The organism is Alkalihalobacillus trypoxylicola (assembly GCF_001590785.1).
Classification (GTDB): domain Bacteria; phylum Bacillota; class Bacilli; order Bacillales; family Bacillaceae_D; genus Alkalihalobacillus; species Alkalihalobacillus trypoxylicola.
In genome coordinates this window covers 355,411-374,568 of the sequence record NZ_LTAO01000012.1, presented here as the reverse complement: position 1 = coordinate 374,568, position 19,158 = coordinate 355,411, and the positions used below count along the sequence as shown (strand labels likewise).

Here is a 19,158-nt window from a genome sequence, read left to right as displayed (position 1 = left end):
ATTATTTTATCATAAAATAAGTGAAATTCCTAAAAGTGCTACTTTATAATTACCTATGATACAATATTAGGAGGCTTAAAATTATGTCGAACCGACTTGAAGGCAACTTAACAGAAACTACGATCCAAAGTAACTATTTAAATGAAGAGCAAAAATTAATGATTTATGCTCCACCCGAATTTACTCCACTAAAAACGTATGACCTACTAATTTGTCAAGATGGGCAGGATTATTTTCAGCTCGGACGAATTCCTAGACAAATTGAGGCTTTAATAAAAGATTTCGAGATACGTGACACGATTGTAGTTGGAGTCCCCTATCCATCTGTCAAAGAACGTCGTCAGCGTTATCATCCGGATGGAGATAAATTCCAAGCTTATCTGTCATTCTTACTGCATGAATTAATGCCTTATTTAGAAGAACAATACCCTATTCATCCACTTGCTCACGGTCGCACTTTAGCGGGTGATTCTTTAGCAGCTACCGTATCACTGATGGCTGCATTTAAATATCCGCAATCTTTCGGGCAAGTTATGCTTCATTCTCCGTATGTTGACGAAAAAGTATTGCATACGATTAAAAATACTTCTAATATCGATGGACTTTCTATTTATCATGTCATTGGTCTTGAAGAAACAGCGGTTAAAACAACAGATGGTCAAGTATTAGACTTTTTAGAGCCTAATCGGCAATTAAAGAAGTGTTTGGAAAATCATACTCTCGATTATGAATATCATGAGTTTGATGGTAATCATACTTGGACTTATTGGCAAAAGGATCTTGAAAATGGATTGAAAAAACTTTTAAGCTTCTCTTAAGGTGTGTTAAAATACTAAATTATGCTCTATAGAATAAATGCTGGAGGTTACAACAAGTGAAGGTTTTAAAAGTTCAGTCAGAACAGCAATTACAGGATGCCTTTTTTATTCGTAAAAAAGTGTTTGTAGAAGAACAAAAAGTATCAATAGAAGAAGAAATCGATCAATTTGAGGACGCAGCAACCCATTTCGTTGCTTATTCAGACGAAAATGAAGTGATCGGTGCAGCTCGGTTACGTGAGGTTGATGGCTATGGTAAAATTGAACGGGTTTGTATTGACCAGTCACAAAGAGGCACAGGGGCAGGTAAACAATTAATGTTGTTTGTGATAGATGAAATTCAATCAAGAGGAATCAAAAAAGCAAAACTTAACGCTCAAACACAGGCCGAGAATTTTTATAAGCGATTAGGCTTTGAAACTATCTCCAAAGAAACGTTTTTAGATGCGGGTATTCCTCATGTTACGATGACAAAAGAATGGTCATAATAACGAATTATTAAAAAGGGAAGCCTGTACCATTCACATAAATGAAAAACTTTACAGATATTTGGTGCCTGGCTGTTCGCTCACCCATTCACTTCACGTCCGGATGGGTAGCTGCCAAACTATTTTTTAAAAAGTGAATTCTGGCAAGTCATCTCATCTCACTGAAGACTTCATGACTTGTGTCTACTAAGCTATGTCATAACTTAGAGATCCTTCAAATTCAATAGGCCCCTGCTTCTTAATAAGAAGCAGGGGCCTATTTACATGGATGATTTAAAACAGGTTTTGTCCCCGTCCTTTTCTATTGTTTACTTTTCAACGGTATTTAACTTATTTTCAACCGCTAGCATTTTACTTTCCATCGTTGATTCTTGGTCACGACGATCATCTATTCGAATATTTGTAGCCACTCTCATACAACCATGCTTAAATGGAACCTCATGTAGCGTTTGAATAACCTCAAATAAATCTGCTAATTCTCCTTCAATGATCGTAGACATTGGAGTTAATCGGTATTTTACTTTATGATTATACTGACTTAGAACTTGATGTATTTCACTTACATATGAACTTACACTTGGTGACTCCGTACCAATAGGAATAATCGTAATATCAGCAATAGCCATTTGTTTCACCTCTCTTTTTCTTCTCTTCACAATTAAATGCTCTGGAAATTCTTTTTTAGCTAATTGTCGATACGATTCAATAGCAACAATTAAGTGACTTTTATCTGGCTCTAAAGTGGTTAATTTTCTTTGAAAATAATAGGATAGCTTTAAGACAGCCTGTCTTAAAGAAGACATCTTTTTTTGTTTGATTAGCCAAGATATCAATAAAACAGTAACGAAAGAAAGATAAGAGCTATACATAATCGATTCTGACAAGGCTAACCCAAATCCTAAATAAATAATTGGAATGAGCGATAAAAATGAACAGAAATAAATGACTACCGAATTGGTAGAGCAATTACGATTAGTAATCGCTGCTTTCTGAATCTGCTCTATCCTTCCCCTCGTTTTTCTTCCTCTATCACTGAACACTTTGTGTTCTGCTCCATGATATTTCTTTAATTCCTTTGGAAAGAAAAGATGGGTTCCAAATATTAAATGAAAAATAAGATAAAAAGGTAGACCTTTAAAGCTACTTATCTGAAAAAGGTAGAAAAGCTTTGGCACGAACATTAAGCCTAAAAAAAGAAATAGACAAATACGAAGTGAAACGGGAAGTGCCTTTAGTAATTGAATACTTATACGGTAAAAGCTTAAAAAGGATATTTTTTCAATCCATTTCTTCCGCCGACCATTCTCTATATAGCAACAAGAAATATATTGCTCTCCGATAAAAAAAATCCCCTTTTGATAGGATAATCCTCGTATCGTAGCCATTATCAATCCATTCTCCTTTAATCATTAGAGGATTTCTTCTTTACCCAATATGGAATTCCAGATGCGCCATCAAACTCTACTTTAGAAAAGGTAGCGTCCTTTGAAATAAGTGGTGCATGGTTCATCCATGTATGTAATAAATGAACCGTCGCATATTCAATATGTTCTGATTCTACTAAGATTTGCGCCTTTCCAATATTGCCATAGCTAATATGCTCGTCTAACTTATTACTAAAAGAAAAAATAAGACCATTATCCGCATGCTCTGCTTGATTTGTCTCAATGACCTCATCTAAATAATATAAATGTAATGTTGCCTGGTCAATATCTACGTCGGTTATTATTTGATCATTTTCATCATAAAACACAATACCTAAATAGTCATCTCCAAATAAGCCTTCAAGAGGTGTAATCGTCCAATCCCATTCCACTTCCAATACATATGTATCGTCGTCTGTCTCTTGCAAATCAGCATGTAATTCAATATGTTCAATAAGCTCTTCATTAGAAACCTGATCGCTATCGTTCACGTAATAAATACCACCAAGAATCATAATGATCACCAAAATACCTGGCATAATCCATAAACCTTTGTTTCCTTCAAGCATCGTAATTCTCCTTCTCTCGTTCCGATACAATTTCCGTTACACTGTTACATTATACAGGAAGCACCATCAATTCCGAAACTAAAAACATTCTCCCATCAAATGATTAAAAAGAGAGAATGTTTTATGAGCATTTTTATTGATATTGACGATACGCACTATGGTCGGTTGGTCCAATACCTTTACCAATATTTAAAGAATGAGTAATTGCCATTGTAATAAAATCCTTAGCTACTTGAACGGATTCTTCTATAGATTTTTTCTTGGCTAATTCTGCTGCAATCGCTGCTGCAAAGGTGCATCCTGTCCCATGTGTATGCTTCGTTGGAATTCTTTCTGAATGAAAAGTAGTCATTTTCGTTCCATCATATAATAAATCGATCGCTGGACCTTCTGACAAGTGGCCTCCTTTGACCAAAATATATTTGGGACCTAACTCAAAAAGAGCGATCGCCAATTCTTCCATTTGTTTTGTTGTGCTTATTTCATCTTGCCAATTTAAAATAGCTTTTGCTTCTGGTAGGTTAGGTGTTATTACGGTTGCTAGCGGAAGCAAATCAGAAATTAATGCTTCTATTGCTTCTTCTTGTAATAAAGTGGAACCTCCCTTTGCAATCATGACAGGATCCACGACAATATTTTGACTACTATATTCTTTCATTTTTTTAGCTACAAGTTGGATAATTTCTGCTGAAAAAAGCATCCCTGTCTTTACACTATCCGCTCCTATATCTGATAAAACAGCATCTAGTTGAGATTCTATCGCGTCTAACGATTGTGGGTAAACCCCATGAACTCCTAATGTATTTTGTGCCGTTATAGCTGTTATCGCACTCATACCAAAAACACCTAGCTCTTGAAACGTTTTGATATCAGCCTGAATACCAGCTCCACCCCCACTGTCAGAACCTGCAATGGTTAATGCTTTTGCCCTCATTTTTAACCCTCCTTATGTAAAACGTAATGGTTGAAAAGATTCTATACTAACTACTGGTTGCTTGTCTTCTATTAGATCAGCAATAATCTTTGCTGTGACAGGACTTAATAAAATGCCGTTTCGATAATGTCCGGTTGCAAAAATAATTTTTTGATTAGGAAGCAAACCGATAAACGGATAGCCATCTTGTGTTGCTGGCCTTAATCCCGCCCAATGATGAAACGGTGTTTCCTTTTTTAAAAATGGGAACATTTTGTGATTCCAATTTGTTAATCGTTGAATCCCTTTTTCCGTTACAGTTGTTTGAAAGCCTGCAATATCTTCTGATGCACCATTAACTAACGTTCCATTTTCTTTTGGAACGATATATCCCTGACTGCTATACACAATATGAGATATCGACTGATTTGCTGATTGATAGGCACATATTTGTCCCCGAATTGGATAGATTGGTAGTTTGATAGATAGAACGTCCTCAAGTTCTTTCGCCCATGCGCCTGAACATATGATGAGCTGCTTTTCAGTAAAAGTTTGTCCATTACTAGATTGGAGCACATTATAATCAGGCTGGGTTTCAATTAGTTCCACATGGCCGAGGTCTTCGTAAATTTCTACACCCTTCTTTCTACAAGCGGCTTCTAAAGCAGCTACATAGCCTGGTGCATAAACATGACCTTCTTGAGGGTAGTAGAGGGCAGCAATTATTTCATCAGATAATTCAGGTTCAACATTTTTCAATTCATCCCCGATTAAAAGCTCGGCATTGGCTCCCCATCGGTTTTGCCAATTTTTCCGCGTTTCTAGAGCTAAAATATCTGCTTCATGATAGACCGCATAAAGGCTACCGCTATTCGTATATTCGAATTCTAATGCTGAATCTTCCTTTATTTTTTTAATCCAATCTGGATATAAGCGTAAGCTTTCTAAACAAAGCCGAAAAAAATCATCAGGGTCTTCACCTATTTCAGAGAATGGTGCCAGCATTCCTGCAGCTGCTCCAGATGCTTGACCGCCACACTTAGATTTCTCTAATATTTTTACAGTAAACCCCCTGTTTGTTAGCTCATAGGCTACGGCTAAACCAATAACTCCTCCACCTAATATACAAATATTCTCAGCCAAAACCTTCCCTACTTTCCATACGATAGGATCTATAACATTAAATCTTGATAAGCACTACTAGCGGTCGCATATTTTTTCTTAGGAATTCTACCAGCTTCATAGGACAGTCGACCAACCTCAATGGCCCCTTTCATTGCCTCGGCCATTTTAACTGGATCCTTCGCTTTTGCAACAGGAGTATTCATTAAAATACCATCTACTCCAAGCTCCATCGCTAATACCACATCTGAAGCGTTTCCTAAGCCTGCATCAACGATAATAGGAACATTCGACTCCTCTACTATTAGGCTAATATTGTAAGGGTTCAGAATTCCAAGACCTGTACCGATAGGTGCTCCACCAGGCATAACGGCAGCTGCACCAACTTCTTCAAGTCTTTTACAAAGTATAGGGTCATCTGAAGTGTAAGGAAGAACCACAAAGCCTTCCTTAACTAATGTTTCGGTTGCTTTTAAGGTTTCAATTGGGTCTGGTAATAAGGTTTTCTCATTTGCACTAATTTCAACCTTTATCCAATCACTAATTCCGGAGGCTCTAGCTAATCGAGCAATTCTAATGGCTTCATCCGCTGTTTTAGCACCAGATGTATTAGGTAAAAAGGTGAAATTCTCTACCTCTAAATGCTGTAAAATAGCATCTTCCATTGGTGCATCTAAGTTCACTCTTCTAATCGCAAAAGTAAGAACCTCGGCTCCTGAGGCTTTAATGGCCTCATTTTGCACAAAAGGATTCGGATACCTTCCCGTACCTAAGAAAAAACGGGATGATAATTGGCGATTGGCAATGTTTAATGTTTTCTTCATAATCAACCACCTCCTACAAAATGAACTAACTCAATTTCATTATTCTCTTCTAAGACAGTTTCTTCCCATTTTTCTCTTTCAATGATTACACCGTTTAATTCCACAACTACTAATTGAGGCTCTAGCTTATAATATTGAATGAGCTCTGTCAGATTTTTAACCTCTAATTGATGCTCTTCCCCATTTACCAGCAAATTCATTTCAATCACTACTTTCTCTCTAATATTCGGATAAATTCTTGACAAACTCCTTTTACATCCGATGCACCAACAATCTCACTAATCATACATACCCGGGTAGCTCCAGCTTCTATTACTTGCTGAACGTTGTGCAGCTTTATACCGCCTATCGCCACAAATGGAATGCTAATTTCAGACACGACTTCAGAAATATAAGTAGTGGTAACTGGATCCACGACGTCGACTTTACTTTTCGTCGTAAAAATAGGTCCAACTCCAATATAATCAGCACCATTGGCTTCGGCTTTTTTGGCTTCTGTTAATTGATGGGTCGAGACTCCGATGATTTTGTCCTTTCCTATAATTTTCCTCACTTCCTCTAAAGGCAAATCATCTTGACCTACATGGACACCACTTGCATCAACTGCTAAAGCGACATCAATATGGTCGTTTATGATTAGCGGAATATGATATTGGTCCGTCAAGGCTTTTAAGCGCTTCGCTTTTTCTAATACCACCATTTTAGAACTAGTTTTATCACGGAGTTGAATGATATCGACTCCCCCCAAAATGGCTTGCTCCATAACGTCTATTAAATCTCTTTCGGGATGAAATTCTTCACCTGTAATCGCATATAAACGGAAATTTTTCATTTCAATCTCTCCTTTTCCATAAAAAAAGCCGTACTCTAGGGAAAGAGTACGACCACACAAAATCAACGTAAATATTTTAAGTAGCAGTCACTTTCCTACGCTGGTATCAACCAGATCAGGTTCAAGGGTAAAAGGAACACACCTTTTTCTCAGCTTATTCAAGATAAGCACCCCTAGCTTCCACAATCATATGAAATTTTCTATCTTTATTATGACAGATGATAGACAAAAATCAAGTTATTGCCCCTCTACTAATGAAATCACTTCATTCTTTTCATTAGAATATAAATAGTGAAATTGTTGTCCATATAAGAGATATTCTTCATTTGGAGAAACTTGAAATGGCACAAAATCCTCTAACTCTAAGATTTTGTTCGTGGATTGATTATTCATTTCATATTTCATTAATTCAAATCCATCATCATAATGGTAAAAATCACTACTATATTTAGGCTTCATGTAATAAAAGCTCTTACTTTCTGGATTATAATCAAAGAAAGGTATCCACCATTCCTCTGAATGTGTCGTTAAAATCGGCACATCTAGCGTACTTATTTCTTGCTCGCCTTGATAAAAAGTATACTTCATCGTTTGCTCTTGGGGAGAATCCGCATGTATGCCTAAATAAACAAAATCACTAAAAGAAAAAAATTGAATGAGTCTCTCGTTTAATAACTGTTCTTGATTATTCTCTATTGTATATCGATGTAGAGATGAAAACCATTCATTTTCTTTTGTTAAATAGGTTAAACTGCCATCTGATAGCCATTGATAATCGTGCTCGGTTAAATGTAAAGGAGTAATATCACTTTTAGGTAAATTAATGACATAGCTTTCTAATTGCCAATCAGGTAAATAAGAAACAACGACCAACACATCTTTATTAAAAGGATTTAAAATGACTGAATATTGGTCACCAAATTGATTAAGCGTCATTAATCGCTCTCCCATTTGATTAATAAATAGTAAATCGGCTTGCTCAGCTTCGTCATCCATTGTTTGGACCGCTAATATCATCGATGAATAAAACCACTCTACTTCTAAAATAGAAGCATCCGTATGAAAAATTTCTACCACTTCTCCAGAATAAATATGATACTTCAATACTTTTGCACTCTTCTCATCTTCTTCAAAGATGACGACAGTCTCTGAGTCAAACCAACCAAGAACCTCTAAAAAGGCACTCTTACTTGAATAAGGTATAATGGTATCTATTTTTTCTGCACCCTTGCTCTTTTGAGCTCTTTCTTCATTAACTATGCTAGGTGAAGGATGGCTAACGAACTGACAGCCCCAAAGAAAAAGAAGAAGAGGCAGACAAAAAAATAAAATCTTCTGTTTCAATGGACTCCCCCTTTTTTTTGAAAAATGATTTAAAATCATTTACTTAAAAATCAATGTAATATTAGAATTTTTATTTCTTAAATAGTCTCCTCCATATTAGACGGTTTTACTGTTCATTATGTTTCATTTTTTTATAATCGGAATCAATTTCATCATTCACATCTTACAATGAAAACCGAACGATTCGGTTTTTGATTTTCACTATAGGTAGATGCTTTCCCAAGGGCTTGTCTTCAGCTAACTCTGACTACGCTGAGCTTCGTCAGAGTGGATCTTCAGATTGCGCTGATCCTTTGGGAGTCACTACCTACCGTTTCAATCAAGAAGTTTTTTAACAAACATTTATCTTTTAATAAAAACCAAGCGGTTAGGTTTTTGATTTTCACTTTAAGTAGATGCTTTCCCAAGTGCTTGTCTTCAGCTAACTCTGACTACGCTGAGCTTCGTCAGAGTGGATCTTCAGATTGCGCTGATCCTTCGGGAGTCACTACCTACCGTTTCAATCAAGAAGTTAATTCACAAATGTTTAAAACATATTTATAAGAAATGTTCGGTTTTATTCATTTATAGAGCAATGATGAAATTCACTCATCTAGACGAAAAATAAAAAATTAGTGGATTCAACAATTAAATCTTACCATATCTCGGTTTACGAATAGATCGTAATTATTATTTTTCTTTGACAATTATGCTCATTCCGTTCATATGAATTGGTTCTCAAAAAAGCGTATAGGCTTTGCAACCTATACGCTACTCGATTTATGATATAATCCTTATTACATTAGCCGTAAATAAATCTTGCTCCCGCTATTCCAGGATTCGTCATTTCCATCGGGTCAAGAATTTCATTTAATTCCTCTTCGGATAATATGCCTCTTTCCAAACAAATTTCACGAACAGAACGATTGGTCTTTATTGCCTCTTTTGCTACTCTTGAAGCTACTTCATAACCGACATGCGGGTTAATTGCGGTTATAATTCCAACACTGTGCTCGACCATTTCTTGACATCTTTCAATGTTAGCTGTAATTCCTTCTACTGCATACTTACGGAATACATCCATTCCATTTTGTAGAATAGAGAAGGATTGTAATAAATTAAATACAAGTACGGGCTCCATCACATTTAGTTCTAATTGACCTGCTTCAGAGGCTAAACTAATCGTATGGTCATTGCCAATCACTTGAAACGAAATTTGGTTGATTACTTCACACATGACCGGATTTACCTTACCAGGCATAATCGAAGAACCCGGCTGTCTTGGTGGTAAATTAATTTCATTTATACCTGTTCTCGGACCTGAACTCATTAAGCGTAAATCATTAGCAATTTTCGAAAGATTTATGGCCATGATTTTAAGTGCACTTGATAATTCTGTATAAGCATCGGTATTTTGCGTAGCATCAACCAGATCTTCTGCTTTTTTTAATGGAAATCCTGTAATTTCAGCTAAATAAACAGGTACTTTTTCAATATATTCTGGTTTTGCATTTAAACCAGTTCCTACTGCAGTTGCACCCATATTTATTTCATATAAATGACCTACAGAACGTTTGATTCTTACTAAATCTCTAGTTAAAACTCGACGATAAGCACCGAACTCTTGTCCTAACCGAATAGGCACTGCATCTTGTAAATGAGTTCTTCCCATCTTCAAAACATGATCAAATTCCTTTTCCTTCTCTTTTATCGTTTCAATTAATTGCTCTAAAGTAGAAATTAAACCTTTAGATAAATGAAGACAAGCGATATGGATAGCTGTAGGGAAAGCATCATTTGTGGACTGAGCCATATTTACATGTGTATTCGGGCTTACTTTTAAGTACTCACCTTTTTGTCCACCTAATATTTCGATAGCACGGTTCGCAATGACTTCATTTGCATTCATATTAAAAGAAGTACCTGCTCCACCTTGGATAGAATCGACTATAAAATGATCATCTAGCTTTCCCGATATTACTTCCTCAGAAGCCTGAATAATCGCATCGGCAATTTTCTTTTGCAACACTCCTACGTCTCTATTTGCCATCGCCGCTGCCTTTTTTACATATCCGAATGCTTTGATTAATTCTTTATGTGGTGGGTACCCAGTAATAGGAAAGTTCTCCCTTGCTCTCATTGTTTGAATCCCATAATAAGCTTCTTTAGGTACATTTTTTTCCCCTAATAAATCACGTTCAGTACGAAAATCTGTCATTTCTTCATTCTTCTCCTTCATCTATCAATCTGCTGTTTTATCATCTATCTATTATGTTCACCGTTATCATTCCCATTATTGCCTAAATCCATTAGAGTTGTCCTTTTACTTTAGAATATGCTTTTTTATAGAGCTCGTGCATACTCTTTTGCAAGCCAGGCAGCGCCAATCACCCCTGCATCATTTCCCAAGGTTGCGATTCTAAAATCAGCAGCTTCTGAAACTCTTTTCAAGGTGAATCGATTAAAATGAGTCCTCAATGGTTTCAATAATTGTTCACCTGCTTTTGATACTCCTCCACCAATCACAATAACCTTAGGATTAATAGTGTTAGCTATACCTGCAATCACTAAGCCTAAATGAAAGGTCACTTTCTCTACAATTTGTTCTGCATACACATCGCCGATTAAAGCAGCTTCAAAAACATCTTTTGCTGTTAATACTCCTTCCCTGATAGCAATTGCCTGTAATCTACTTTCGGGATGATGTAATAACCCTTCTTGAGCGATTCTCATAATACCAGTAGCGGAGGCTATTGTTTCAATACACCCTGTTCTTCCACAGTTACAAGGTGCACCCCCTTCTACTATAGAAGTAATATGACCAATTTCACCACCCATACCGTTTTCACCATGGATAATTTGACCATTCGATATGACCCCACCACCAACTCCCGTTCCTAGGGTAACGCAAAGTAAGTCTTTTGCTCCATCTCCAGCACCTTTCCACATCTCTCCTAAAGCTGCCACATTTGCATCATTATCAATCATAACAGGTAATTGTGTAATCGTTTCTAAATCTTCCTTTAAATGATAATTTTTCCAGCCTATATTCACAGCTTCATAAATAAAGCCTGTTTCCATTTCTATGAATCCAGGTGCGCCTAACCCTATAGCTAAAAGCTTGTCTTTTGTTTCCTGTAATTGTTTGACTTCCGTATCGATAGAATCTGCAATCTCTTTCGTAATAAATACGCCGTTATCTGAAGTGTTTGTAGGAATTTCCCATTTTTTGATTAATTCACCCGTTTCAGAAACGAATGCTATTTTTATCGTCGTACCACCAATATCGACCCCTACAAGCCATTTATTTGACATCTTCCCCAGCCACCTTTTTACTCTTTTTTCTCTTTATCCGATAATTGTGCTAATTCACGTCTTATAATGAGAATAGCACTTTGGAAGGTTTCGGTATCAACCATTCCCCATGTATGTAGTTCGTTCATTTCTTTTTCTATTAACTGAAGATCACTCGAGCGATCTCTTGTATAAATAAAAATGCCAAACCTTTTTAATAGCTGCAATACATCATAAAAAGTTCGCAATTTGCTCACCTCAAGCTTATTATACAGCTATTAGTGCATGACGAAAAGGCATTTACATCGGAAAACAGCACTTTAGTAAATTCTTATTTAAAATAGCTTTATGAGTGTTATGAGAAATAGCCATATACATGGCAAAAAAACGGCTAATGGATAACGCCAAAACTTTTGTTTCATTTGTATTTGAATAAAAAGGCCAATAAAGAGTGCTAAACCAAATAATAAACAAGAAAAAAAGGTAAAAAAGGACCGGAATTCAAAAATTCCCCATTGAAACCCCATTAAAAAAAAGATACTTCCTAATAAAATAAAAACGATTTTTTCCTGCCAATAGAAAAAACCTAAAGATGGGTGATATTTTAGCGTAACAGCAATTAAAAATAAGAAGGTCGCTGTACAAACTAAAAATTCCGTAATAAAAAAGCCAATTAAAAAGGAAGGAAAGAGCATCCCTATAATCATACCTATATAAGCACTCACTAAAAAATAAAGCACAAAAAATACATACACAAACAAAGGAGGATAGTGGCGATTGGCAGCTAATAATCCCCCTATTGATAATCCCACTATAAAAACAAAGAATAGCATGGTAAGGATCATATCAAATCAGCTCCTTTTGTATTTTGTATATTCTGTAAGCTGTCACATTCCCATTACATTCCAAAACGGTTCTTATGTTATGATATGTTTGTAAAGAGAAAAAAGGACAAGAAATTGCAATGGATTGGAGTGAATTTCATGAATGAAAAAGTACAACAAAAAATCGATCATGCTTTATATGGTATTCCTCAGGTAAAAGTTGAAGAAAGAAACCTTTTTCTAAGTACGATTGTTGAACGAATTTATTATGCTTTAACGTTAAAACAAGTTCAGCGTGATATGATGTATAATCCTGTATTAGAAAAAATGAATCAAGAGAAAAACCTGCACTTATATATTAATGGAAATTTAAGCTACGCTACTTATTCTAAATATGTGAAAGTAGCTAATTCGAAAGGAATTGCTTTTACGATTACAACTCCTCCTCATGAATCACCTTTTGGCTTAGTTTTAGCTACTAAAAATACCGCAATTGACCGAGAGCAAATTTTTATTGAAGATGAATGGTTTGAAAGAGATATGGAAGAGGCTAAGAATTAAAAAAGATGCAAAATCAAAAGCGACTTCAAATAGAAAAGTCGCCGAGACCATAGTCATGAATGTTTAGATGTTCGGTGCCTGCTGAGCGGTTGGCTCCCAAACTAACTATTATATAAGAGGATTTTGGCTTAGCCACCACATCCCAATGGAGTCTCCGTTACTTGTGCATGATAAGTTACTTTATTACATAGAGATTTTCTCCAAATTGAACAGGCCTTTCCTTCTTATCAAAAGAAGGAAGGGCCTATTCAGCGTCATCTAAAATATAAGGACATCTTGCGTAAAAAAGTCGATTTAACGGTCAGGATCCTGAGGATGAATAGCTGTTGGACGTCGATTTTTTAAAGGCATCGGAGCTCTTAAAAGAACATCTCTTAGCGCTCTAGCATTAAAAGGTATAAAAGGCCAAAAGTAAGGAGTCGAAAACTTTTCAATACGCACGAGCATCATTATCCACAATGTGCTGGCAATCATCAGTCCACCTAAACCAAATAATGCCGTGCTAATTAATAAAAAGATTCGTATAGAACGATTGGCTAAGCTTAATTCATAACTTGGGGTTGCAAAAGAGCCTACTACAGCTACTGCCAAATATAGGACAACTTCAGGAGAAAACATCCCCACTTCTATCGCCACTTCGCCAATTAGTAAGGCTGCTACTAACCCTAAAGCAGTAGCTAATGCATTTGGTGTATGAATAGAAGCCATCCTTAGCATTTCTATTCCAATCTCTGCGGTAATGAATTGAGCAATTAACGGAATCGCGCCACTTTCCTCTGCACCAACAAAAGATAAGAATTCTGGCACAAACTGACTATTTTCTGCTAGTAAAAACCATAAGGGCATTAAAAATAAAGAACTCCAAACTGCGGCAAACCTCACAAGCCGTAAACCAATTCCAATAATAGGCTTTTGCCGATATTCTTCAGCATGCTGTAAATGATGCCAAAAAGTAGTTGGCGCAATCATGACACTAGGAGAGCCATCTACTAAAATTAAAACATGTCCCTCAAAAAGCTGAGTCGCAGCTACATCTGGTCTTTCCGTATACCGGACGAGTGGATAAGGCTGATAATGATGACCAAAAACAAATTCCTCAATCGTCTTATCCGCCATAGGAAGACCATCGGTATCTATTTTTTCTATTGAAGTCTTAAGCTCCTTCACAAATTCTTTATCGGCAATATCTCCAATGAAACATAGAGATATATCGGTTTTAGAACGCCTTCCTACCTGAACATATTGTACTCGAAACGTTCGATCTCTCACTCGTCGCCGAATTAAAGCTGCATTCATCACTAATGTTTCTACAAAACCATCCTTTGCCCCTCTAATGACTTGTTCTGTATCAGGTTCCTCTGGTCCGCGCACAGGATATTCTCTAGTGTCTATTAAAATGACAGAATCTATGCCATCCACAACTAATGCAACAGGTCCTGAGAGGACTTGATCGACAACCGCATCTAAATCTTCTTCAACTTCAATTTCTAAGTAAGGAATTCGATTTCGAATTAATACTTCAAGTGCATCACTACCAAGCTTTTCACTAGTTGTGTTAGACAGTGCTTTCTGTATTTCGGTTAAGGCTTGATCTTTTGCAAACCCGTCTACAGCAAAAAATGCCATTTTTCTTTCACCATGAAACATCTCTAGTTGAATTAAATCAAAGCTTTCATCTACACCAAGCTCTACTTTTAAATAATCAATATTACTTTGATAATGTGATGATACTCTTTTTTTTATCATGATACCTCCAAGCATTATTTGTTTTTAAAATGAGCATAAAAGTAGACAACCTCTCATATACATGACAGCAAACATTTCAATGGAGGAGCCTAATGAAACGAAAAGCCTCAACTCTACTACCGCTATTATTTGTTATTAGTGTGTTCTTATTTTTCATTTTTTATTTCACAACTTATTCTTTAAAAGAGACTTTAACCTATTTTCCTCCTCATCCTCAATTAAGCTATGCAGAAGCTTTTACAAATTTAGAACTCGAATCGGTTATCGATGAAAATCAATATAAATTAAAATGGACTACGCAATCACTGTTAGAACAAAATGCTTATTTAAGACAAGACGTATCATTACTTTTTGAGGATGGGTACTTAAAAGACATTCAATCAACATGGAAAGAAAATACCGAAGCCATTATTCAAACAAAGGAAGTAAAGGGAGAGGATATAGGTCAATATCGCAGTATCACTTTTCATCATGCTGAAATACACCAGGATAACCAACCGATCACTAGTGTCCAAACCTTAAGTTCCACTTATCTCTATTTGATAGACAGTCCATTAAAAAAAATAAGTGCTTTTAAGAATCCTAATAATTTAGAAGAAAAAGAAACGAAAAGAACGATTGATTACCTTGTAGATGAAAGACAAAAAATTGAATTAAAAAGTCTTTTAGAAACTTTTCAACTAAATAGTGACGACTTTCAAATTATTTCTTTAACCGATCTTCCACTTTATGAAGAGGAAGGTTACCCATATATAGATAAAGAAAAGACCAGCCAATTTCTTGGTGGTCTTTGGGAAGGTCTCTATCAAGAGTATGTGCTCAGCATTGAAAAAGAGGACGGCAGCTTAATTAGCCCCATCGGTAGTACTACACCTTATATTCTTTTTTCAAAAGAAGCAAAAGAAGCAAAAGAAGTGCTCATCTTACTTCGCACAGCTGATGGAGAGCCGATCTTATTAAGACAAGCGATAAGCTAACGACTTTCATTTAACTGTTCTTGTCTTTCTTGATATTGTTCATTATTCGGTTCAATCATAAGAGCCTGCTGTATCATCTCAATAGCTTCATCCATGTCATTTAACTCTTCAGCAATTAACGATAAATTATAGTAGGCACTATGAAGCTCTCGATTTAATTGAACCGCCTGCTCAAACATCTGTTTAGCCATTAAGTAATCTTCTTTTGTCGCTAGCAAGTAACCATACAAAAAATAAGCTTCTGCAACAGACGTATCCTTTTCAAGTACTCGCTTCAATACTAGTTCTGCTTGCTCATGTTGCTCATCATTTATATATTCTTGTGCGACTTGTACTTCTAAGTAATCGTGTTCTTCTTTTTGCATTAAGAGGTCTTTCATTAAATAACTGCTTAGAAGGACCAAAACTAGAAGCATTAAGCTGTATAATTGAACTCTCGATTTCTTCTGATGTGGTAATTGTACGAGCATCGCTGCAAAAAATCCAGCTATTAACCCACCAACATGTGCACTCATATCTACAACTGGAATAAAGAATCCGATCGCTAAATTAATCATTAAAATGAAGAGGACATTTTTACCCATTGTTCTTATAAATAACCTTTTATGAATGATTCCAAAATATAAAATAGCACCGAACAATCCAAAAATAGCACCTGATGCCCCTGCTCCAATCGAAATATTCATCCATAAACTAGCTAATGTTCCAAAGAAACCTGATATAAAGTAAATAATAAGGAAACGAGTACTGCCAAACATTCTCTCCACTAATGTTCCTAAAAAATATAGCGCTATGCTATTCATCAACACATGTAAAAAGCCGATATGTAAAAACATCGAGCTAAGGAGACGCCACCACTCTCCTTCTAGAATTAATGGATTATACTTTGCACCAAATTCAATTAAGGTTAGGACGGATTGACTATCTCCTTGCCACTCTACTAATAGAAAAATCAATGCATTTAAAATGATAAAAAGGATTGTAAATATTGGTTTACCATATGTAAAAACCCCTTTTTCTTCATTCGCCTTTTTCTCTACCTTTTGCTTAATAGAGTGCTTCAACACTAATATCTTTTCTTCTAACTGGTAGGGCTCTGTAGCTGTGTGAGTTAATAATTTATCATTGATTTCCTTTAAAAAGCTATGCGGACGCTCATTATCTATAACATATTGATTATTTTCCTCATGCATATAAATGAAGCTTGCCTGTAGTAAGGTTTTTTTCTTTTTCCCTACATAAATTGGTTTTTGGATGATACTCCAATCATCTACTGGTGGTAAATGACTTATATAAATGTTTTCCGCCTTCAATTCTTTGTAACCACGTTGGCGCCGTATCAGTTCCATCTTTTTGGCCGTTTCGAAATGATCTTCTTTTAAGCGATTACCCCAATCATAATCTTCTCTTACAATACGAATGAGTTGTATCGGTTTAACCGTATCATTTTCAACCCAAACCTCTTTACCCTGTTGGTAAACGAGCCTCCAACTTTGTAATGAAACAAAGTGATGGACAATCCGCCAAAATAAATAATCCGGCTTTTGTTGGTCCATGTTAACCTCCTATTTCCTCAGAAACCTAATCTATCTTCTATCATAAGCTACGAGCTCAACAATGAAAAGAAAGTTGAACATTAAAAAAACAGCTCAATTATATAAGTGAGCTGCTTCCTTTGAATCCGTTTTGGATTGAGGAGAAAAAATGATTTTCATAAATCTTTCGCGAATAAAAGGAATTTGCATCGCTAGACTTACCGATATCCTTCTTAACCATCTTCTTCTCAGTAATTGATTCATCATTTTATATCGATATTTCATACTCAAGTAAAAAGCTAAAAAGCTAACCATAAAATAAATAAATGTTCTCATCGAATAACCCCCTAGTACTATTATTACTTTCCAGTTATTTTTTATTCGTTCTTGCTATCCCAATTCCTAAATAACCAAATAGTATCGTTAATAAAGGAGATACAAATAGAAAAATCGCATATGGTGTATATTCAATGACAGATACACCTAATACACTTGCAAAAAAAGCTCCACTTACTCCCCAAGGTATTAGTGGGTTTACTAACGTCCCAGCATCCTCTAGTGTTCTCGATAGATTTTTCGGGTGCAAAGAAATCAATGAATAAAAAGGTTTGAACATTTTCCCTGGGATTAATATACTTAAATATTGCTCTCCCGTCATTGCATTAACAGCAATAGAGGTCGTAGCAGTTGCGGCTATTACATTTCCTTCCTTTCGTAATATTGCACTTAATCCATTAATAAGCACTTGTAAAATCCCAACCTTTTGAAAAACCCCACCTAATACTAAGGCAATCATCACTAGTGAAATCGACCACATCATAGATTGTAACCCTCCACGGTTGACTATATTTGCCAAAGTCGGGTCAGCGATATCTGCTTGAAATCCTGATTGTAAAACCATTAATAGCTCTCCAATGTCGATAACATTTTGTACGATTATTGTCGTAATAATTCCTGAAAGAATTCCACTGCTTATAATAAGGATAGTCGGACATCTTTTAAAGGCTAAAAATAAAACAAGCAAAGGAGAAAGAAGAGTCAGAGCACTAACTTGAAAGTTATCCTGAATACTTGTTAACAAATTTTCCATTTGTGCAGAAGAAATGGCTTCTGTTTGAACACCCGAAAAGAAGAAAAATAGCATCGTTATTAGCAAGCTTGGAACCATCGTCCACATTAAATGCTTAATATGCTCAAACAAATCTATTTCTACAATGGCAGCCGCTAAATTCGTCGTATCTGATAATGGAGACATTTTATCTCCAAAACAAGCTCCTGAAATGACTGCTCCAGCTACTAGTGCTGGATTTAGTCCAAGAGCGGTCCCGACACCAAACAACGCAATCCCTATTGTTCCAACCGTTGTGAAAGAACTACCTGTAAAGCTTGAAATGACAATACAAATTAGTAAAGCACTTATAGCAAAATACTGAGGCGTAATGATTTGTAATCCATAAAATAATAATGTCGGAACCGTACCACTCATCATCCATACACCAATGACCATCCCTACTAATGCCAAAATGATTAGTGGTTTTATTCCGACTATCAGTCCATCGATCATACTTTTTTCAAGCTCAGCCCAAGTAAATTTATTTTTTAATCCCATTACTAGTAAAAAACTAACACATATTAATAAAGGAATATGTGGGTCGACCTTAAGAATAAAAATACCGCCCACCATGATAAGTAGCATCATTACCATACAAAAAATAGCTTCTATTTTAGATAACACTTGATGATTATGTTTCATTTTATTCTTCTCCTCGCTAAAATCCCTTTTCACTTTCGTACTTTTATGCTTTTAAGCTTTTATCTACTAAAGTGATAATGACTACATGCTATTTAACTACAGCTAACTCATTTCGTCAATAGTCATGCAAATAGTCGCAATTCTTAAGCTTTTTT

The 19,158-nt window shown here is 35.8% G+C and carries 20 protein-coding genes, 1 pseudogene and 1 riboswitch; of the genes and pseudogenes, 4 read left to right on the top strand and 17 right to left on the bottom strand.

Annotated elements, in window-relative coordinates; genetic code table 11:
• Window positions 1-83 precede the first annotated feature (83 nt).
• On the top strand, window positions 84-818 hold the full coding sequence (locus AZF04_RS08965; protein ID WP_061948423.1) for an alpha/beta hydrolase: 735 nt from the start codon (window positions 84-86) through the stop codon (window positions 816-818).
• A 56-nt stretch (window positions 819-874) separates the two neighbouring features.
• The gene (locus AZF04_RS08960; protein WP_045486957.1) at window positions 875-1,306 is read left to right on the top strand and encodes a GNAT family N-acetyltransferase; all 432 of its coding nucleotides are present in this window, start codon (window positions 875-877) and stop codon (window positions 1,304-1,306) included.
• A 308-nt stretch (window positions 1,307-1,614) separates the two neighbouring features.
• Here AZF04_RS08960 and AZF04_RS21915 read toward each other — a convergent pair whose 3' ends face one another.
• The 13 genes and pseudogenes from AZF04_RS21915 to AZF04_RS08900 form a co-directional block, all read right to left on the bottom strand.
• Window positions 1,615-1,932, bottom strand: coding sequence for an MTH1187 family thiamine-binding protein (locus AZF04_RS21915; protein ID WP_061948716.1), 318 nt, complete (start codon window positions 1,930-1,932; stop codon window positions 1,615-1,617).
• Between the two features lie 69 nt (window positions 1,933-2,001).
• A pseudogene (locus AZF04_RS21910) lies at window positions 2,002-2,691 on the bottom strand (DUF1385 domain-containing protein); the annotation flags it as partial.
• A gap of 17 nt (window positions 2,692-2,708) precedes the next feature.
• Window positions 2,709-3,299 carry a hypothetical protein gene (locus AZF04_RS08950; RefSeq protein WP_061948422.1) on the bottom strand — a complete coding sequence of 197 codons (591 nt, stop codon included), beginning with the start codon at window positions 3,297-3,299 and terminating at the stop codon, window positions 2,709-2,711.
• A 133-nt stretch (window positions 3,300-3,432) separates the two neighbouring features.
• Entirely contained in the window at window positions 3,433-4,233 is an 801-nt protein-coding gene (gene thiD, locus AZF04_RS08945) for a bifunctional hydroxymethylpyrimidine kinase/phosphomethylpyrimidine kinase (RefSeq protein ID WP_061948421.1), read from the bottom strand.
• Window positions 4,234-4,245: 12 nt separating this feature from the next.
• Window positions 4,246-5,355: a glycine oxidase ThiO gene (thiO, locus tag AZF04_RS08940; RefSeq protein ID WP_061948420.1), complete on the bottom strand. Its 1,110-nt coding sequence runs from the start codon at window positions 5,353-5,355 to the stop codon at window positions 4,246-4,248.
• A gap of 29 nt (window positions 5,356-5,384) precedes the next feature.
• The gene (locus tag AZF04_RS08935; RefSeq protein ID WP_061948419.1) at window positions 5,385-6,158 is read right to left on the bottom strand and encodes a thiazole synthase; all 774 of its coding nucleotides are present in this window, start codon (window positions 6,156-6,158) and stop codon (window positions 5,385-5,387) included.
• Between the two features lie 2 nt (window positions 6,159-6,160).
• A complete protein-coding gene (gene thiS, locus AZF04_RS08930; protein ID WP_061948715.1) occupies window positions 6,161-6,358 on the bottom strand; it encodes a sulfur carrier protein ThiS in 198 nt (65 codons plus the stop codon).
• A gap of 8 nt (window positions 6,359-6,366) precedes the next feature.
• Entirely contained in the window at window positions 6,367-6,990 is a 624-nt protein-coding gene (gene thiE, locus AZF04_RS08925) for a thiamine phosphate synthase (protein ID WP_061948418.1), read from the bottom strand.
• A gap of 75 nt (window positions 6,991-7,065) precedes the next feature.
• A riboswitch (TPP riboswitch) is annotated at window positions 7,066-7,175 on the bottom strand.
• Between the two features lie 52 nt (window positions 7,176-7,227).
• Window positions 7,228-8,334, bottom strand: a complete 1,107-nt coding sequence (locus AZF04_RS08920) for a YqgU-like beta propeller domain-containing protein (protein WP_061948417.1) — start codon at window positions 8,332-8,334, stop codon at window positions 7,228-7,230.
• 781 nt (window positions 8,335-9,115) lie between these two features.
• Complete coding sequence (gene aspA / locus AZF04_RS08915; protein WP_061948416.1) at window positions 9,116-10,531, bottom strand: aspartate ammonia-lyase; 1,416 nt, start codon at window positions 10,529-10,531, stop codon at window positions 9,116-9,118.
• A 125-nt stretch (window positions 10,532-10,656) separates the two neighbouring features.
• The gene (locus AZF04_RS08910; protein ID WP_061948415.1) at window positions 10,657-11,628 is read right to left on the bottom strand and encodes an ROK family glucokinase; all 972 of its coding nucleotides are present in this window, start codon (window positions 11,626-11,628) and stop codon (window positions 10,657-10,659) included.
• Between the two features lie 17 nt (window positions 11,629-11,645).
• Window positions 11,646-11,855 (bottom strand): YqgQ family protein, encoded by a 210-nt coding sequence (locus AZF04_RS08905; protein ID WP_061948414.1) that lies wholly within the window; start codon window positions 11,853-11,855, stop codon window positions 11,646-11,648.
• Between the two features lie 87 nt (window positions 11,856-11,942).
• Entirely contained in the window at window positions 11,943-12,452 is a 510-nt protein-coding gene (locus tag AZF04_RS08900) for a hypothetical protein (RefSeq protein WP_061948413.1), read from the bottom strand.
• A gap of 138 nt (window positions 12,453-12,590) precedes the next feature.
• On the opposite strand from AZF04_RS08900, the gene AZF04_RS08895 reads away from it, so the two are divergent.
• The gene (locus tag AZF04_RS08895; RefSeq protein WP_061948412.1) at window positions 12,591-12,992 is read left to right on the top strand and encodes a YueI family protein; all 402 of its coding nucleotides are present in this window, start codon (window positions 12,591-12,593) and stop codon (window positions 12,990-12,992) included.
• Window positions 12,993-13,286: 294 nt separating this feature from the next.
• Here AZF04_RS08895 and AZF04_RS08890 read toward each other — a convergent pair whose 3' ends face one another.
• Complete coding sequence (locus AZF04_RS08890) at window positions 13,287-14,738, bottom strand: spore germination protein (RefSeq protein ID WP_082795414.1); 1,452 nt, start codon at window positions 14,736-14,738, stop codon at window positions 13,287-13,289.
• A gap of 92 nt (window positions 14,739-14,830) precedes the next feature.
• On the opposite strand from AZF04_RS08890, the gene AZF04_RS08885 reads away from it, so the two are divergent.
• Window positions 14,831-15,715, top strand: a complete 885-nt coding sequence (locus AZF04_RS08885) for a hypothetical protein (protein ID WP_061948410.1) — start codon at window positions 14,831-14,833, stop codon at window positions 15,713-15,715.
• Here the strand turns inward: AZF04_RS08885 and AZF04_RS08880 are convergent.
• The 3 genes from AZF04_RS08880 to nhaC form a co-directional block, all read right to left on the bottom strand.
• Window positions 15,712-17,271 (bottom strand): rhomboid family intramembrane serine protease, encoded by a 1,560-nt coding sequence (locus AZF04_RS08880; protein WP_061948409.1) that lies wholly within the window; start codon window positions 17,269-17,271, stop codon window positions 15,712-15,714. The two genes, AZF04_RS08885 and AZF04_RS08880, sit on opposite strands and share 4 nt — an antisense overlap.
• Window positions 17,272-17,364: 93 nt before the next feature.
• On the bottom strand, window positions 17,365-17,586 hold the full coding sequence (locus tag AZF04_RS08875) for a hypothetical protein (RefSeq protein ID WP_061948408.1): 222 nt from the start codon (window positions 17,584-17,586) through the stop codon (window positions 17,365-17,367).
• A 34-nt stretch (window positions 17,587-17,620) separates the two neighbouring features.
• Window positions 17,621-19,003: a Na+/H+ antiporter NhaC gene (gene nhaC / locus AZF04_RS08870; protein ID WP_061948407.1), complete on the bottom strand. Its 1,383-nt coding sequence runs from the start codon at window positions 19,001-19,003 to the stop codon at window positions 17,621-17,623.
• Window positions 19,004-19,158 lie beyond the last annotated feature (155 nt).

Excerpts from the sequence above, each read along its gene's own strand:
- AZF04_RS08900 (WP_061948413.1), bottom strand. The coding sequence starts at position 12,452 with ATGATCCTTACCATGCTATTCTTTGTTTTTATAGTGGGATTATCAATA.
- AZF04_RS08895 (WP_061948412.1), top strand. The coding sequence starts at position 12,591 with ATGAATGAAAAAGTACAACAAAAAATCGATCATGCTTTATATGGTATT.
- AZF04_RS08910 (WP_061948415.1), bottom strand. The coding sequence starts at position 11,628 with ATGTCAAATAAATGGCTTGTAGGGGTCGATATTGGTGGTACGACGATA.
- AZF04_RS08875 (WP_061948408.1), bottom strand. The coding sequence starts at position 17,586 with ATGAGAACATTTATTTATTTTATGGTTAGCTTTTTAGCTTTTTACTTG.
- nhaC (WP_061948407.1), bottom strand. The coding sequence starts at position 19,003 with ATGAAACATAATCATCAAGTGTTATCTAAAATAGAAGCTATTTTTTGT.
- AZF04_RS08935 (WP_061948419.1), bottom strand. The coding sequence starts at position 6,158 with ATGAAGAAAACATTAAACATTGCCAATCGCCAATTATCATCCCGTTTT.
- thiD (WP_061948421.1), bottom strand. The coding sequence starts at position 4,233 with ATGAGGGCAAAAGCATTAACCATTGCAGGTTCTGACAGTGGGGGTGGA.
- aspA (WP_061948416.1), bottom strand. The coding sequence starts at position 10,531 with ATGACAGATTTTCGTACTGAACGTGATTTATTAGGGGAAAAAAATGTA.
- AZF04_RS08950 (WP_061948422.1), bottom strand. The coding sequence starts at position 3,299 with ATGCTTGAAGGAAACAAAGGTTTATGGATTATGCCAGGTATTTTGGTG.
- AZF04_RS08880 (WP_061948409.1), bottom strand. The coding sequence starts at position 17,271 with ATGGACCAACAAAAGCCGGATTATTTATTTTGGCGGATTGTCCATCAC.
- thiS (WP_061948715.1), bottom strand. The coding sequence starts at position 6,358 with ATGAATTTGCTGGTAAATGGGGAAGAGCATCAATTAGAGGTTAAAAAT.
- thiE (WP_061948418.1), bottom strand. The coding sequence starts at position 6,990 with ATGAAAAATTTCCGTTTATATGCGATTACAGGTGAAGAATTTCATCCC.
- AZF04_RS08890 (WP_082795414.1), bottom strand. The coding sequence starts at position 14,738 with ATGATAAAAAAAAGAGTATCATCACATTATCAAAGTAATATTGATTAT.
- AZF04_RS21915 (WP_061948716.1), bottom strand. The coding sequence starts at position 1,932 with ATGGCTATTGCTGATATTACGATTATTCCTATTGGTACGGAGTCACCA.
- AZF04_RS08965 (WP_061948423.1), top strand. The coding sequence starts at position 84 with ATGTCGAACCGACTTGAAGGCAACTTAACAGAAACTACGATCCAAAGT.
- AZF04_RS08885 (WP_061948410.1), top strand. The coding sequence starts at position 14,831 with ATGAAACGAAAAGCCTCAACTCTACTACCGCTATTATTTGTTATTAGT.